The organism is Neorhizobium huautlense, from assembly GCF_002968575.1.
Taxonomy (GTDB): Bacteria; Pseudomonadota; Alphaproteobacteria; order Rhizobiales; family Rhizobiaceae; genus Neorhizobium; species Neorhizobium huautlense.
The window spans coordinates 80,337-95,308 of record NZ_PVBM01000003.1; the positions used below are offsets into that span (position 1 = coordinate 80,337).

The 14,972-nt window shown below is 58.3% G+C and carries 13 protein-coding genes, 2 pseudogenes and 1 riboswitch; of the genes and pseudogenes, 8 read left to right on the forward strand and 7 right to left on the reverse strand.

All coding sequences use genetic code 11. The features are described from left to right. Positions 1-254 precede the first annotated feature (254 nt). Both C5L12_RS04370 and C5L12_RS04375 read left to right on the forward strand, forming a co-directional pair. Positions 255-1,868, forward strand: a complete 1,614-nt coding sequence (locus C5L12_RS04370) for an adenylosuccinate synthetase (RefSeq protein WP_105370804.1) — start codon at positions 255-257, stop codon at positions 1,866-1,868. Then, positions 1,858-2,547 (forward strand): DUF7002 family protein, encoded by a 690-nt coding sequence (locus tag C5L12_RS04375; RefSeq protein WP_105370805.1) that lies wholly within the window; start codon positions 1,858-1,860, stop codon positions 2,545-2,547. Before C5L12_RS04370 ends, C5L12_RS04375 begins: the two co-directional genes overlap by 11 nt. Positions 2,548-2,606: 59 nt before the next feature. Here the strand turns inward: C5L12_RS04375 and C5L12_RS04380 are convergent, their stop codons facing one another. From C5L12_RS04380 to C5L12_RS04390, 3 genes and pseudogenes are all read right to left on the reverse strand, one after another. Then, the gene (locus C5L12_RS04380; RefSeq protein ID WP_105370806.1) at positions 2,607-3,155 is read right to left on the reverse strand and encodes a hypothetical protein; all 549 of its coding nucleotides are present in this window, start codon (positions 3,153-3,155) and stop codon (positions 2,607-2,609) included. A gap of 215 nt (positions 3,156-3,370) precedes the next feature. Next, positions 3,371-4,729 carry a hypothetical protein gene (locus C5L12_RS04385; protein WP_105370807.1) on the reverse strand — a complete coding sequence of 453 codons (1,359 nt, stop codon included), beginning with the start codon at positions 4,727-4,729 and terminating at the stop codon, positions 3,371-3,373. 405 nt (positions 4,730-5,134) lie between these two features. After that, positions 5,135-6,263 (reverse strand): annotated as a pseudogene (locus C5L12_RS04390) (RHE_PE00001 family protein). 188 nt (positions 6,264-6,451) lie between these two features. Here C5L12_RS04390 and C5L12_RS04395 point away from each other — a divergent pair. From C5L12_RS04395 to C5L12_RS04405, 3 genes are read left to right on the forward strand one after another with little or no spacing between them, the layout of a single operon-like run. Continuing rightward, positions 6,452-6,745, forward strand: coding sequence for a type II toxin-antitoxin system Phd/YefM family antitoxin (locus tag C5L12_RS04395; RefSeq protein ID WP_105370808.1), 294 nt, complete (start codon positions 6,452-6,454; stop codon positions 6,743-6,745). Then, positions 6,742-7,119, forward strand: coding sequence for a type II toxin-antitoxin system VapC family toxin (locus C5L12_RS04400; RefSeq protein WP_105370809.1), 378 nt, complete (start codon positions 6,742-6,744; stop codon positions 7,117-7,119). The genes C5L12_RS04395 and C5L12_RS04400 overlap by 4 nt, the downstream gene beginning before the upstream one ends. Positions 7,120-7,131: 12 nt before the next feature. Continuing rightward, entirely contained in the window at positions 7,132-8,325 is a 1,194-nt protein-coding gene (locus C5L12_RS04405; protein ID WP_105370810.1) for a tyrosine-type recombinase/integrase, read from the forward strand. Positions 8,326-8,391: 66 nt separating this feature from the next. On the opposite strand, the gene C5L12_RS29200 is transcribed toward C5L12_RS04405, so the two are convergent. Next, on the reverse strand, positions 8,392-8,547 hold the full coding sequence (locus C5L12_RS29200; protein ID WP_425350734.1) for a hypothetical protein: 156 nt from the start codon (positions 8,545-8,547) through the stop codon (positions 8,392-8,394). Between the two features lie 314 nt (positions 8,548-8,861). On the opposite strand from C5L12_RS29200, the pseudogene C5L12_RS04415 reads away from it, so the two are divergent. Further along, a pseudogene (locus tag C5L12_RS04415) lies at positions 8,862-9,228 on the forward strand (transposase); the annotation flags it as partial. A 442-nt stretch (positions 9,229-9,670) separates the two neighbouring features. Here C5L12_RS04415 and C5L12_RS04420 read toward each other — a convergent pair. From C5L12_RS04420 to C5L12_RS04430, 3 genes are all read right to left on the reverse strand, one after another. After that, entirely contained in the window at positions 9,671-10,303 is a 633-nt protein-coding gene (locus tag C5L12_RS04420) for a tyrosine-type recombinase/integrase (protein WP_105370812.1), read from the reverse strand. A 157-nt stretch (positions 10,304-10,460) separates the two neighbouring features. Continuing rightward, entirely contained in the window at positions 10,461-10,934 is a 474-nt protein-coding gene (locus C5L12_RS04425; RefSeq protein WP_105370813.1) for a methyltransferase family protein, read from the reverse strand. A gap of 21 nt (positions 10,935-10,955) precedes the next feature. After that, positions 10,956-11,849: an NAD(P)/FAD-dependent oxidoreductase gene (locus C5L12_RS04430; protein ID WP_170109052.1), complete on the reverse strand. Its 894-nt coding sequence runs from the start codon at positions 11,847-11,849 to the stop codon at positions 10,956-10,958. A gap of 219 nt (positions 11,850-12,068) precedes the next feature. On the opposite strand from C5L12_RS04430, the gene C5L12_RS04435 reads away from it, so the two are divergent. Then, positions 12,069-12,716, forward strand: coding sequence for a TetR/AcrR family transcriptional regulator (locus C5L12_RS04435; RefSeq protein ID WP_105370815.1), 648 nt, complete (start codon positions 12,069-12,071; stop codon positions 12,714-12,716). Positions 12,717-13,146: 430 nt separating this feature from the next. Next, positions 13,147-13,262: riboswitch (TPP riboswitch) on the forward strand. A 144-nt stretch (positions 13,263-13,406) separates the two neighbouring features. Continuing rightward, positions 13,407-14,636 carry a multidrug effflux MFS transporter gene (locus C5L12_RS04440; protein WP_245422774.1) on the forward strand — a complete coding sequence of 410 codons (1,230 nt, stop codon included), beginning with the start codon at positions 13,407-13,409 and terminating at the stop codon, positions 14,634-14,636. Positions 14,637-14,972: the final 336 nt, after the last annotated feature.

Sequence of the window (14,972 nt, forward strand, 5' to 3'; positions counted from 1 at the left end):
CTTGAGTTGAGCACGTAAATCGCCGACATTCTGGCGTTACGTACCTGAAAAGTCCTTGAGCTACCTGAAGATTGGCACCAACTTCCGGCGACGATTGCTCATTGCTGTGTTGTTTGCGGAAGGCGATTGACGGCCGGAGCGTCGTTCATGCGTGAGATACGTTAGTTTTCAAGCATTGCAGCGCACACACCCTTTCAACTTTTGCACGAATCGCCTTTATTGGAGAATAGAATGATCGATTGGCGGGAAATTCAATGGGCAATGTAGTCCTGATCTCAGGCCCCATTTCAGTGGGCAAATCGGCGCTGGTCAACGAGTTCGAAAAGCGTTTCGGCGATCGGAGGATTTCCACGCGGCAGTTGTTATTACAGCGCAACCCACAAGGCGACCGGGAAGCGCTTATTAAGCTGGGATTGGAGCTTGACGAGAGCACGTCCGGCCGATGGGTCCTTGATGAGTTCCTCGATGTCGCTCGAGGTGATCTGGAAGGATCGATCTGGCTTATTGATGCGGTACGGACGTTGGATCAAGTCCAGCATTTTAGACAACAGTTACCCGGAAAAGTTTTTCATGTTCATCTGACAGCGCCGATTGGCGTCCTTCGGAAACGTTACCTTGAACGTCCAGCAGAGTTGCAGGAGTTTTCCAGTTACGACGATGCTCGCCTTCACGGAACAGAAAGGAACATCGATGACTTGGCGACGGTGGCTGATTGCATCCTCGATACGCATAAGAACGACGCTGCTTCGCTCCTGGCGCGCGCCGCGAGCGATCTGAACCTCTTTCCGAAGACGACGGAAAGACTCGTCGACGTTCTCGTTGGTGCGCAGTTCGGTAGCGAGGGAAAAGGCAATATATGCGCGCATATTGCAAAGGATTATCATATCCTTATGCGGGTCGGAGGACCAAACGCCGGTCATAAGGTCTCTTTTCCGAAGTATGACTACATTCAACTTCCATCGGGAACGCTGTCCAACCCGGATGCCAAGCTCTTAATCGGCGCGGGGGCCACGCTCTCTGTCAAGCAGGTCCTTAAGGAGGTCCGGGATCTCAAACTTACGGGAGATCGGCTGTCTATTGATCCTCAAGCCGTGATCATCGAAGACACGGACATCGAGACCGAGATGGGGAGTCTAGAGGCGATCGGCTCAACTAAGAAAGGCGTGGGCGTCGCAACCGCTAGGAAAATACTTGGGCGTGGCGACAAGGTCTACTTTGACTCCCCTGTTCGGCTCGCGAGAGACGTGCCCGAACTCAAGGAATATGTCCGGTGCACGAAGATTGAGCTCGAAAAGGCTTACCTGCGCGGCGATCGAATTTTGCTCGAAGGGACACAAGGGACTGATCTGAGCATCCATCACGGGTATTATCCGTGGGTCACGTCCAGAGAAACGACCGCTTCTGGATGCTTGGCAGACGCAGGTATCGCTCCAGCAAGGGTCCGCCGCGTGATCATGGTGACGCGCACATATCCTATCCGCGTAGGGGGAAAATCCGGTCCCATGATGCGGGAAATAGATTTCGCGACGATCGCTGAGCGAAGTGGCGTATCCGAAGCGGAAATCCGTGGAACGGAAGTTGGTACCGTATCAGGTAAGAAACGTCGGATTGGAGAATTTGATTGGGAGCAGGTACGACGGTCAGCGGTACTAAATGGAGCAACAGATATCGCACTTACGTTCGCTGACTACATTAATGCGTCGAATAAGTCTGCAACGGAATACGCGATGCTCACAGCCGAAACGAAGAAATTCGTTGAGGAACTTGAACGTGTCACCGGGACCGATGTTACTTGGATCACCAAGGGTTTTGGTGAGGATGCCATTGTGATCGATCGCAGAGGAAGCAGAACTGAAAATGGAAATTGAGCTTCTTGTAAAAACCTATCCGCGATTGTTTCACATGGCGGAAGACGGCGCGTTTCCTTCCATCCAAGAACACGGCCTCCTTAGCGCGACAGCGTTGCTCGACCGCTATGAAATTAACGGGCAACAACGAATAGCGATCGAAGCACGGCGGCGCCCGGAAAGCGTAACGATCTCGAAGGAGGGGCTGCCCGACGCTGTTATCCGCGACAACAAACCAATGACAGACAGTGCTTTGGAGAAATGTTTGTTGGACGGGCTTGTACCAGAGCAATGGTATCGCACGTTAAATGGAAAGACGTTTTTTTGGCTTCACAAGAAGCGTCTATGGAGATTGCTGGATGCTGAAGCCTACCGTGCATTTCCGCAAACAATCCTTACGATTGACACCGCATCGCTCGTTGCTGCTCATCAAGACAAGATCCTTCTCAGCCCGATCAACAGCGGCTCCACTATTATGAAACCGCAGCCACGGGGGGCCAACACATTCCTCCCAATTAGTGAGTATCCCTACGCGGATCGGAGGAAATCGCGGTCCGTTGAGAACGCGCTGGTGGAGTTGACGGTGCATTATGGCGTCCAGGATATCAAGGACCATATGATATCGGCACACCGGTTCGCAGATGGAAAGTTAGCAGAGCTATGGCGGCGCCCTGGTTCAGCGCCCAATGACGGACCTTGACGTAAGCGCTGCATCGGTAGGGCTCAGTTAGATTAGCATCGAAGCCAAACTGAAAACTTTCAGGCGATGAGGTCGTTGAACTTTGCGAGGAACCGTTCCCGCGCCTCATAAGGAGACAGAAATTGAACGGTGACCGGCGCTGGGCGGATATTTGATTGTACCGCCCAGTAATCGGTACCATCGGGCATCAGCTGCGACTGCTCTGCCGCCAGTACACGCAGATCAGCCAGCTTGACGTCAGCCATTGCAGCTCGATCAAGGCCAAAGCGACTGAATATTGCAGCTTCGACATTTGACTCAATGGCTTTGTACTCTGGTAGAAGTTGCTTCAGTGGTCTGGTGATGTCCCCAAGAAATGCTTCGGCAGCATCGTGCATCAATGCCTCAAGCTTGAAGGAGTCGGTGGTGTCGCAAACGTGAAGCGAGTGCTCTGCGACCGAATAGAAGCTTCGGCATTGGCCAGTATAGCGGCATATGTTTGCTAAACCTTGCGCAATATCCGCGATGGTAAATTCGCTGTGCCAAGGGTCAAGAAGATCGAACCAGGTGCCGCTTGCGAGCATAATGCTCGGTCCAGATTTCATCTTGACAGCGACCTGAACGTTCATTGCGTATCCTTTAGCGAATCAGCTCTTCAATGCTATCTATGCGCGATCTTCGTTTGAGTTGAGTGAGAGCGCAAGATGCATTTTCGCTTGCTATCCTCGTTCCTCAGCAGGAACCAGTTGTTTTTCTAGCCGTCCACGCAAAACGATGGTGGCACAGTTAACGGCTCATTCAACCCGTAACCGGGCTCGCGAGCAAAGGCCAAGAAACCCCACCACTAGTTGCTTTTGAGTTTTGCGGGCCGGTTCGCCTTTCGCAGCAGATCAGCTACGTGACTTGTGAGTCCCACGCGACCGACCACCAGAACCCCATGGCCGTCAGGCATTGTGGCCAAAATCCGCCGCAACGTTTCTAGTCCAGCTGAAGTTTCGAATTCGACCCACGCATCAGCTTGTCCTGGAACGATAACGTCAGCTGTGGAACTTGTGGCACCGCAATGGAGCTGCACTATCCAGACAACATCGCCGTCATGAACCCATTCAAACCTTACAGGTCCGAGCCGGCTTGCTAGCACTGAATAGATAGCCGTGACATTTTCAACGACGAAGGAGGGCAACGTTTCGGGCAGCTGAAGGCCCAGCATGAACTGATCTCCCTCGCCTTTTCTCCCTTCGATGATGATTTCTCCCTTGGGCCCAGTTACCGCCGCACCAGAAAATTGAGCGCGCACCGCCGACTGGCAGATCACAGACCGGATGTTTGATCCGTCTGAATCCTCAGAGGACAGAAGGGCAAACGGGTCCACCCAACCTTTGACGGTCGTGTAGAGCCCTGGCTGCGGATCTGTTGGGGCAGTCCTGGTCCATACTTCCGCCGATCCGGTGTCTCGGCCGAACGTGAAAGGTGCGATGCGTCTCCCAATCACCGTCGTTCGTGGGACCGGGACGCCGAGTTCATTCGCGACCAGCAGACCAAAAACCTTGTCGCCAAGATGGCGGCTGAACCTGTTTGGCCATAGCAGCGCCGCCGGCAGAAAGCCTGGCGCGTCCCATTCTAGCTCCCAAACGATGGTGTGACGCTGGTGGTACCCCCGAGGGCGAGGATGGATGCTGAATTCTATGCGAGCATTTTGGGCAAAAGACAGTTCGGCTGAGAACCCGTAGACCGTCTTCAGTATGTTCAAGCCAAGAGCCAATGGCAGGGAGGCGGCTCCAGGTTTCTCGACGCAACGTGGCGTATCATCTGGGGCGAACTCGATGAGCTGCCCCTGGACGACGCCAGATACGCCCCCGTCATGGATGTCTATTGTTTCATTCACGATGAGATGCAAATCTTCTGCCGCGAGGCGGTGAAGCACCGCGAGCGCCTCTTCAACCGTCTGCAGGCCATAGACAAACTCCCGGCTACGCGGGCTGTTGGGTTCATAGCTTCTGACATTCACCGTTCGGTCGAAGCTCCGGCCTAACAGTGCCGTGATCGCCTCCGTCGGACCCTGAAAACGATGGTTCTCTTCAAAACCCGCGATCCTACAGTAGCTTTGTATGAGGCGTCCACCCGCTGGCCGAAAAGCCACAAACTGCGCGATATTCGCCGTTGCGGCTAAGGAGTTTAAAATCTCGTCTTTGTGTAGTGCCATACTGCAACCGTGCCCGTTCGGAGTCGTCCTGTCCGCTCTTACAGAATCTAGCTCCGTCGTAACACCCCCTCATAGTAAAGCGACGTCGCCTGTGGAAGAGGTCCAAGCCGGCGGTATCCCTTGGTAGGCAAGTCGGGCCCCACAGGTCGTGCCTCAATCAACGTCGACGGGCTGATCCATAACGCCTTTTTCGACAAGATCCGCTGGCCAAAGCCAGTCGCCTCCGTCAACGCTCGCAATTTGCAAGCGGCCTATCCGGACCATTGCCGGAGTCCTTGAGCGCAGTTCGCGCCGCGGTGTCCTTGATCAAGATGACGAGAAACGCTAATGACGCTTGGCCTTTGCTCAAAAATGTAGCCGCCGTCGCTTTGGTTCAGCGGCAGGCTATCCCGGCGCGACCTGGGCTTATAGAACCCCCCACGCCCGAAACCTCCCCCTCCCCGTCATCTCCCTCAAGCCGAGTTCCAAAACAATCCGCCGCGCCGCCTGCGGCGTGACGTCGAGGGTCTTCGCCACCATTCCGGCCGACACCAGCGGTTTCGCCATCACCAGCTCGACCAGCTCCGGCAGCTTTGAAGACGTCCGGCGTCCGTCCAGCTTTCGCTCGAACATTTTTCGCGCCAGCGCCAACCGGTCATGCTCCTTCATGCCGATCTCCGCGGCCGCGATCAGCCCATGCGCGATAGCAAGCAGCCGGGTTTCCCGATCACGATGCCGGCGCCGATCGACAGGGATGGTTTTGAGGCCGAGATTGATGGCGGCCAGATGGGCGCCGGTGGTGATGCCGGCCTGGCGCAGGATGGAGGCGGCAAATAGCCGGCCGAGCCACGGCGCATGCTGCAGGACGGCCAGCTCGTTCCAGGCATCGAGGGCGACGATCGCCTGCAGCACCGCCGGCAAGTTTTCGGCCTGGCGAAGCACGCCGCGCCATTCCTCGATCCGGGCATCCTCGTCCCAGTCCAGATCATAGATCATCGGGTCTTTGTCCTGGACGCTGCCACGCCCGGGGTCTTCTGGCACTCTCGATCGCAGCCTCCGATCGGGCGAGCACCGCATCGATGGCGACGTAGTCGACGCCTTCGATACTATCCGCGTCATCATTATCCCCCTCCCCTTCCGGATCAGCCATAAGTGCGGGCCGAATGACGCCGGCGGTCGTTGCCTCGTCTCCGCCGCCCGACGCGATCTCCGAGGTTTTCCGGAGCGCGCGAATGCCTTCTGCCGACAGCGCCCAGTCCGGAGACTGCGCGGCAATGCGCCGGCGGGTGCGCAGCACGTCGCGGGCGATGGTGAGCTCGTGGGTGGGGGTGCGGATATCACGGGTGGCGTCGTGCAGGACGAGGTCCTCGAGATGGACGAGTTCGCCATCGCTCCACAGCGAGGCGCAGGCGTCGGCGAAGTTTTGACGTTCGAGGAAGCCGGCGCCGACCGGCGAACGGGCGATGCGCTCGTCGAGACGGGTCAGAGCGACACCGGCGTCGAAAGCCGGCCGCATCAGGGCTGTCATGCTGATTTTCGCGAGATCGTAAACCATTGAATTTATGGTAAATGATTTGCTAATCGAACTCTATCTTAATATTGCGGTTCCTCACTTGGTATGATCCGAGGTTGGCGGCCTAACCATCGATAAGTATCGCTTATCGGAGGTGATATGTACATCGCAGTTGTACGCACTCGGAAGCCGTGGTATAAGTTGGTCGAAAGCCAATATCGGAGGGTTGGATGCCCCAGACCCGCTACAAGATCAGCGAAGCCCGCAAAAATTTCGCAGAAGTCCTCGAGCGCGCCAACCAGGGTGAGGAAATCGTCATCATGCGCGGCAACGAAGTTTATGCACGGATCGGCCCCGCAGCCGGTGGAGGTAAGCGGCCGTTCGGTCTGCTGCGCCACCGTCGACTGCCCGATGACCTGTTCGATACAGTCGATGAAGAGCAGGCAGCGATCGACGCTGGCGACTGGAACGACGATACCGGCGTCTGGCAGGGCAAATCCGAGAGCGGCGACAGCACCCAATGAAAGTTTTGCTCGACAGCCATGCTGTCTACTGGTGGACGATCGGCAGCGATCGCCTGTCGGCAAAGGCACGATCCCTGATCGAGGACAAGGCAAACGCCATCCTCGTTAGTGCGGTCACGTTCTACGAGTTGGACAACAAGATGCGCCTGAACAAACTTGATCTTAAGCCGCAAGAGCTGCGGGCAGCCGTCATGGAAAGTGGCCTGCAAACGTTGGCCGTCAGCGATCTGCATGCCGAGCTCGCGGCGGCTTTTGACTGGGATCACCGAGATCCTTGGGACCGCATTCTCGCCGCCCAGGCACGGCTGGAGCATTGCGCATTCGTCTCCACCGACATGGCGTTCGATGCGATCTTGCATGAGCGGGTCTGGTAAAGGGCAGCGGCGATGACGGAACCCGTAGATATCGTCGTGGCAGCACGTCCACGGCCTGGCGATATAAGCAGTTCGCCGTCACGTTCCATCGACAAACGCATCGCGACGCTGGACACGATCGCCGCCGTCCTGCCGATCGACCGCCGCGACGAACTGGCCGAGCTGTTGACCGATCAGGATGTCGAGACGCTTCGCCATCTGGTCAACGAGGGCATGGGCGCCAATACGCTGCGGGCGTTGACCTCTGATCTTGCCTATCTGCAGGCCTGGTCGCTGGCCGCCACCGGCAAATCTCTGCCCTGGCCGGCACCCGAGGCCCTTCTCCTGAAATTCGTTGCCCATCATCTGTGGCAGCCCGAGCAGCGCGCCATCGACCCTCACCACGGCATGCCATCCGATGTCGAGCAAAGCTTGCGCGACCAGCGCTTCCTTCGGTCGTCCGGCCCGCATGCGCCCGATACTGTGCGCCGGCGGCTTGCCAGCTGGTCGACGCTGACCAGATGGCGCGGTGTTGACGGCGCCTTCGCCTCCCCTGCCCTCAAATCGGCGATCCGGTTGGCAGTGCGCGCAACGCCACGCCCCCGAAAACGCAAGAGCGCCCAGGCGGTAACCGGCGACGTTCTGGCCAAGCTGCTCGCAACCTGCAGCACCGACAGCCTTCGTGATATCCGCGACCGGGCAATTTTGATGGTGGCGTTCGCGTCCGGCGGGCGCCGTCGCAGCGAGATTGCCGGTCTGCGCAGAGATCAGCTGATCGTCGAGCCGCCGATCTTCGTTGAAGCTAGCCCTCCCCTCCCCTCTCTCGCCATTCATCTGGGCCGCACCAAGACGTCCGGCTCCGAGCACGATGAGATCGTCTATCTGACAGGACGGCCGGTGGATGCGCTGAATGCCTGGCTTGTGGCGGGTAAGATCGAAACGGGGAGCATTTTTCGGAAGATCGATCGTTGGGGTAATGTTTCGAAGCGGGCGCTGGAGCCGAGCGCGATCAACCAGATCGTGAAGCAGCGGGCGGCGCTGGCAGGGCTGGAGTCTGGGGAGTTTTCGGCGCACGGGCTGCGGTCGGGGTACCTGACCGAGGCGGCTAACCGCGGTATTCCCCTACCCGAAGCGATGGAACAGTCGCGCCATCGTTCGGTCCAACAGGCCTCAAGCTATTACAACAACGCGACACGCCGAAGCGGGCGCGCTGCGCGTATGCTGTGAAGACCGGGATCGGTCAATTACTGCCCGGTCGATCACTGGCAAAGGGATGAAACTGATGCAGCTTGATTATTTCCGCAGTGGCGGATGATGTTTTCCGATCTCATTCGGAGCGTATCCGAGGTGACGCGAGAAGGCGCGTGACAAGGATGTGGCGCTGCCAAAGCCAGCCCGTCCGGAAACCACCTTGACGCTGCATCCCTTGGACAACAAGACGTGCGCCAACGTGAGACGCCATCCCTGTCAATGCCGCGTGAGTTTTCCCCAGAAGCCGAAGTAAAATTCCCCACTTACGCCGACGTGGACGCCAGGGAGAACTGAGTATTTTTCGGCGGCGGCCGGCGCGGCTTTTGCGGCGGTGCGAACGCCGGTGATGCGATGAGGGCTTTGGACGCCTCAAAGCTGAAGTGTTTTTCGTAGAAACGAACGGTCTCCTGGACGTCCTGCGCGTGGAGCACTATTCTGTTTATTGGCAATGTCGCTTCTTTCTATGGAAGGCATCCGTGATTCTTCAAGGTGGCGACATGGTAGGTTTTGCTATGTCCCATTCATCAGCAACAGACCGCTCTCAGATGCTGCTTCTTCCAGAGGCGGTGGATGATTGTGTCGGTGCCGAGAATCCTGCACGCTCATCGAAGCCTTCGTTGATGGGCTGGATTTACAGGCGGCGGGTTCAGTCGCGTGACACCGAAAGCGACCGCCCGCCCCGGCTACGATCCGGCCGATCTGCTGAAGCTCTACATCTACGGCTATCTCAACCGTGTGCGTTCGAGCCGCCGACTGGGAGCGGAAACACATCGCAACATCGAGGTGATCTGGCTGCTTCGGCATCTGAAGCCTGACTTCAAGACGATCGCTGATTTCCGTCGCGACAACCGCACCGCCTTCCGTCAGGTGTTTCGCGAGCTAGCGCAGGCAAAAAAGCTACGCCCTCCAAGCCCACCAAGGGCCGGGCAAAACCCGCACAAAAGAAGCGAGCTGATCGATGGCACCGCGTCGCCCCTATTGGAGAGGTTACCTTAAACTCTCGCTCGTCATTTGCCCTGTCGCGATGACGCGGCATGTAGGCGTCACTCCGGGCGTTTTCGCCCGAACAGACTGATGCCCACTCACACTTTTTCGACGCCTAATTTGTGCTGCTTCTGATCGAAAAGACGTTGAATTCCGCTTTGCAATGTGCGCATCTGGCTCACACGCGGCGTGACGACGCCGTGAGCGACGACCGCTTCAGGAAGCGCGTCAGACGCCCTTTACGACCGCCTTGAAGGCGCAAAGCCGATCGAATCCTGGAAGAGGCTCTCCGAGCAAAACGGCGCGGCCCGGCGACCTGCAGGGCCGTCCCCCCCCTTCAGATCTCGGTTCGCTCGGCCAGTTCCAGTGCATCCTCAATGTCGACGCCGAGATACCTTACTGTGTTCTCGATTTTAGTATGGCCAAGCAATATCTGGATAGCCCGAAGGTTGCAGGTTGCCTTGTAAATCATCGCAGCCTTCGTTCGCCGCAGGGAATGCGTACCGTAATCCTCCCGACGAAGCCCGATCGCCGTCACCCACTCATCGACCAGCCGGGCGTACTGCCGGGTGCTGCGATGATCAGCGTGGTCGGCGCGACTGGGAAAGGCATAGTCATCGACTGTTCCTCCCCTTCGTTGAAGCCAGGCAAGCAGACTAGCTCTGACCTCGGTCGTAATTTCGAACTGCACCGGTCGTCCGGTCTTTTGCTGAACGACCATCGCGCGATTTCGAATCTCGTGGCCCGTGACGAGAGTCCCGATTTTCAGTTTTACCAGATCGCAGCCACGGAGCTTGCTGTCGATGGCGAGATCGAAAAGCGCCCGATCTCTCATCCTTCCTTCTCGGTCGAGGAAAAAGCGTACTGCCCAGATTTGGCGTTGTTTCAGGGGCTTCTTGACGCCAACTTGCTTGCCTGCGTTCCAGGCCGGTCGGCCCAGCGCGGTAGGATCATATTGTGCTATACCCATTGTGGTTCTCCTAGGCCACCATTGGCCATTGGAACAACGAGCAGGTTCTAGGCTTCCAGGGTGGGGGGCCGGTGGCGGTCTGTCCGCTCTTGGTTACCGCTTAAGCAAGCCGGTGCTGGTTTATCAGAAGGCCCCGAAGGCGGCAGCGGCGGAATAGTCAGAGCCAGCGGCGAACCTCGGCCTTGTAGCGGCGGTAGTCGTCGCCGAACTTCTCTTCGAGATAGCGCTCCTCGCGGGCGATCACCTGCGTCTGGATCGCGATCAGCACCAACGGGAGCAAGGCGAAGGCGATCGGCCCGTCGAAGCCGATCGCAAGGCCGGCATAGACAAGCGCCATGCCGAGATACATGGGATTGCGGGTCCACCGATAAGGACCGGTCGTTGCAATGAGGGTCGTTGGCTGCGAGGGCGGAATGTTGGTGCCCAGCCGCCGGAACAGCCCCGCCGCCGCAAGCATGATCGCCGCGCCGGCAACGAACAGCAGCGCGCCCGTCGCGACCAGTAACCGCCAGTCGATGCCGAACGAGCGCAGGGGGACGAACCGCTCCACCGCCAGCCCCAACAGCAGCGCTCCCAGATAGACGAAGGGCGGAGGGAAGCGGACACCCGCGCTGTCCGGTTCGACGGCCATGTTCATCTCCAATCTGTGCTCTCAACGCAGCATCGATTGTTGGGCGAAGATACCCGCCATCGCGCCTTGCCATGATGCCGTGGTGACCGAGGGCAAGACGGGGTTGGTGAGGTCGCCGGCAGCGTAGATGCCCGGCATGCTGGTTTCGCGGCGCTCGTCGACCTTGAGCACGACGCCGAGGGGTGTGTCGGCCGTGGCGAGACCCAGTGATTCATGCAGGCTCGCGGACGGCTTGTTGCGCGGATGCGCGAACAGGATGTCGACCGCAACGTTTGGCCCGGTATCGAGCTTGATCGTGGCGTTGTGGCTCCCGTGAGGGGCGACGCCGGTGATCCGGCCATCGACGACAGGTACGTTGCGGCCCGCCAGATCGGCCCGGATATCGGATGAAATCTCGTGACCATCGGCGAAGACCGTCAGCCTGTCAGTCCAATCGCGAAACAGCCTGACCTGGTTCATTGACTGCGGACCGGACCAGACGAGGCCCCAATGCTGGCCGGCGACTTCGAAGCCGTCGCAATAGGGGCATGGAATGATGGATGTGCCCCAGCTTTCGGCATAGCCCGGAACATCAGGCATCTGGTCAACGACGCCATAGCTCAGGATCAGGCGGCGCGCCCCAAGGCTTTCGCCATCGCCAGTGAGGACGGAGAAGTTGTCGATGGTGCCGGAAATGCTGTCGGCACGGGCATTGACCAGCCGGATCGCGGGATAACGCGTCAGCTGTTGCCGCGCCTCGGCCAGGATGTCCAGCGGTGGCTTGTGATCGTGGCCGAGCATACCGTGCGAGCGGCCCGCGAAGCGATTACGCGGCAGGCCGGTATCGAGAACGGTGACCTTACGGCGGGCACGGCCGAGCTGCAGGGCGGCGGCGAGACCGGCAAAGCTGCCGCCGATGATGATGACGTTATCCATAGTAGTGGGCTCCGTATTGTGGGTAGACGATGTTGGATTCGAACCCGCGATGGCTTGGGCGTGCGGCAGGCCGATGGTGGACAGCGCGGCCAGCTTCAGCAGTGTTCGTCGTTGCATGGCACCCTCATGTTTTTCGATTCATTCTTTGGCTTGCATATTTCTGAAACTAAGTGGTATCGTAATTCGAGAATAAAGATACTGTCAAGGACTGGAATTGACATGACCGAAAATAGTCGAGGCCGGCGCGGCCGGCCCGCTAACGAGGCGCTTGGTCAAACCATAGTCGACGCCGCGAGCGAACTTTTTGCGGAATTGGGTTTTCAAGCGACGACATTGGACAAGGTCGCTCAGCGGGCGAAGATATCCAAACTCAGCATCTATCGTCACTTCGAGAGCAAAGAGGCCCTGTTTGGCGCGGCGTTTGCGGCCCGGTGCCATCAGTTAATCCCGCAGGTCCTTTTTGAAGGCGTCGACGGTTCGGCCGAAGATCAGCTCATGGCGGTGGGATCGTCCCTGCTTCGCACGCTGTTGCGCCCGGACGTCCGCAATGTCGAAGCCATGGTCATGGCCGACACGACGAATCAAAAGTCGTTGGGTAAGCTGCATTACGACGCCGGCCCGGCCCATATCATCGCCCAAATCGAGGTTCTGTTGCGTCAATTGCACGACAAGGCGGTTCTAAACGTGCCCGATCCTCTCCGGTCCGCCCGCTTGTTCGCTGCGCTTTTCAAAGGGTCCGATCTCCTAATTATTGCACGCTTCGATCAGGCGCGAGCAGAGGACGACAAGGAGATCGAATCCTACTGCCGATCGGCCGTCGCCATGTTCATGGCCGCGCACGGCGGCAACGACCACGCCGGCGGATAGCCTAGGAGTACTTGCATGATATTTGGATGCTCGCATTGACATCAACCCGGCGATTATCGTTGGGAAACGAGCTGACCGCGGAGTAACCGCTGGAAGCCTTGGTGCCGACTTGGCAGACCGTCAGCTTTCGGGAAGCTGCAATGGTGGTCTGAACGGCGGAAATAAAGGCGCTATTCAGACTGTCAGCTTGGCGCATTGCCAGTAGGAAAAGCGGACATGTTGCTTATCGCAGTTAACGTTGGGCTTGAGCCCCCTTGAGGTCATCGACTGCCGAAGAAACGCGTTTAAAATCCAGCTTGTGAGACAAAGTCGGGGTTGACACTGCGAGAATGCTTGCCAGGGGGTGGGTGAATTTCCAGGTGAGGTTTTAGGTGGTAACTGTCCGTACCCCTCAAAAAGCGTGCTTGCTTGCGATTTTCGCTCTATCATCGTCTACACCGAGGGGTGCCCTGCCGAAGGGCTGAGATACTGCTGGCCAACGCAGCGCAGTGACCCTTTGAACCTGATCCGGATCATGCCGGCGAAGGGACGGGTCCGACACCTATCCTCAGCCGGCCTCTTAGACGAGGCCGTAATGACATTGACGAAACCAAAGCTCGGAACGAATACCCCTAGAGGCAGCACGATCAAGATCTTGCCCTCACCCTCGATTTCTCCGCGGCGGAGCGGCTTGGAGAGGGCTGAGACATGATGCGCTCCCCTCCAAGGTTCTCGACAATCATCCTATTGTGCGCTCTTTCGGTCATACCGCTGAACGTGTTCCTGCCTTCGCTGGCGAATATCGCCGGGGATTTTCATATAAGCTATGCTTTCGCTAGCTTGTCGTTGGCAGGCTATGCGGTGGTCGCCGTTGCGGTGGAAATGGTCATGGGTCCGCTGTCGGATCGGTTCGGACGGCGACCGATCATTCTGGCGAACCTTGCTGCTTTCACGCTTGGATCAATCGGCTGTGCCCTATCGCCTGATATTTGGATATTCCTCGCCTTCCGTATGCTTCAGGCTACAATTACCTCCTGCTACCCGGTCGCTATGGCGGTCATCAGGGATACCGTCGGAAAGGAGCGGACGGCGAGCAGGATCGGCTATACGGCAATGATCTGGGCGATCGCGCCGATGTTCGCCCCGGCATTCGGCGGGGCTTTAGATCAGGCCCTTGGCTGGCGGGCGATTTTCTGGTGTCTCGCCCTCGCCGGGGCAGTGATGTTCCTCTTGTGCTGGTTCGGTCTGAGCGAAACCAACAAAGCGCGCTCGGACACGATTGCTCAGCAGTTCCGAACCTATCCGGCCTTGTTCCGCGCGCCGCGCTTCTGGGCCTACGGATTGTGCATGTCGTTCTCGGTTGGAGCGTTCTATGCCTTCCTTGCCGGCGCTCCATTGGCGGCAACATCGGCATATGACCTACAGGCCGGAACGCTCGGTATCTTCATGGGCGTCACAACCCTGGGCTATATCTTCGGCAGCTTCCTGTCGGGGCGATATGCCGGGCGCGTGCCGTTGACCACCATGATGATTATGGGGCGCGTCGTAGCGTGCGCGTGCCCTATAATCGGCTTGGCCCTGTTTCTGGCAGGCTTCAGGAATGCCATTGCGCTATTCGGCCCCTGCATCCTGATCGGCATCGGCAACGGCCTGACCATGCCGAGTGCCAATGCCGGGATGCTCTCGGTGCGTCCGGATCTCGCCGGAAGCGCCGCCGGATTGGCCGGTGCCATGACGGTTGGCGGCGGTGCGGCCCTTTCATCGATCACGGGGGCGATGCTGACAGAAAACGACGCGACCTATGGGCTCTTCTGCATCATTCTTCTTTCGACGACGATTGGGCTGCTGGCTGCGACATTCGCCGCACTTACCGATAAACACGATTCCACGATAACAGCGGTGAAGTCATCCCATGCTGCCAGCCAATCCGAACGAGGATGAAGATGTCTAGTTCACAACGCATTCTTGCAGCCAGTGCGGTCGTTCGCGACGAAAGACGGCGCATTATTTCTCGTCCAGCGCCGATCCACTAGACAAGGCGTGCTGGATGCTACCGGGCGGCCGCACCGATCTCGGCACACGCGACGTGACGACGCCGTGAGCGATGTCCGCTTCCAGGAAGCGCGCGAGACGGCATCTACCGCCGAGGTGAAGGCGCGTTGCCGCCCGGCGGCATTGGCGATCGGTCGGTGGTACCGCAGGCGACCAGAGCGGCAGCCATCCGTGACCAGTTCCTCGTGTTGAAGGAGGAAGAACTCGACGTATCAGGTCAGGGAT

Excerpts from the sequence above, each read along its gene's own strand:
- C5L12_RS04370 (WP_105370804.1), top strand. The coding sequence starts at position 255 with ATGGGCAATGTAGTCCTGATCTCAGGCCCCATTTCAGTGGGCAAATCG.
- C5L12_RS04375 (WP_105370805.1), top strand. The coding sequence starts at position 1,858 with ATGGAAATTGAGCTTCTTGTAAAAACCTATCCGCGATTGTTTCACATG.
- C5L12_RS04380 (WP_105370806.1), bottom strand. The coding sequence starts at position 3,155 with ATGAACGTTCAGGTCGCTGTCAAGATGAAATCTGGACCGAGCATTATG.
- C5L12_RS04385 (WP_105370807.1), bottom strand. The coding sequence starts at position 4,729 with ATGGCACTACACAAAGACGAGATTTTAAACTCCTTAGCCGCAACGGCG.
- C5L12_RS04395 (WP_105370808.1), top strand. The coding sequence starts at position 6,452 with ATGCCCCAGACCCGCTACAAGATCAGCGAAGCCCGCAAAAATTTCGCA.
- C5L12_RS04400 (WP_105370809.1), top strand. The coding sequence starts at position 6,742 with ATGAAAGTTTTGCTCGACAGCCATGCTGTCTACTGGTGGACGATCGGC.
- C5L12_RS04405 (WP_105370810.1), top strand. The coding sequence starts at position 7,132 with ATGACGGAACCCGTAGATATCGTCGTGGCAGCACGTCCACGGCCTGGC.
- C5L12_RS04420 (WP_105370812.1), bottom strand. The coding sequence starts at position 10,303 with ATGGGTATAGCACAATATGATCCTACCGCGCTGGGCCGACCGGCCTGG.
- C5L12_RS04425 (WP_105370813.1), bottom strand. The coding sequence starts at position 10,934 with ATGGCCGTCGAACCGGACAGCGCGGGTGTCCGCTTCCCTCCGCCCTTC.
- C5L12_RS04430 (WP_170109052.1), bottom strand. The coding sequence starts at position 11,849 with ATGGATAACGTCATCATCATCGGCGGCAGCTTTGCCGGTCTCGCCGCC.
- C5L12_RS04435 (WP_105370815.1), top strand. The coding sequence starts at position 12,069 with ATGACCGAAAATAGTCGAGGCCGGCGCGGCCGGCCCGCTAACGAGGCG.
- C5L12_RS04440 (WP_245422774.1), top strand. The coding sequence starts at position 13,407 with ATGCGCTCCCCTCCAAGGTTCTCGACAATCATCCTATTGTGCGCTCTT.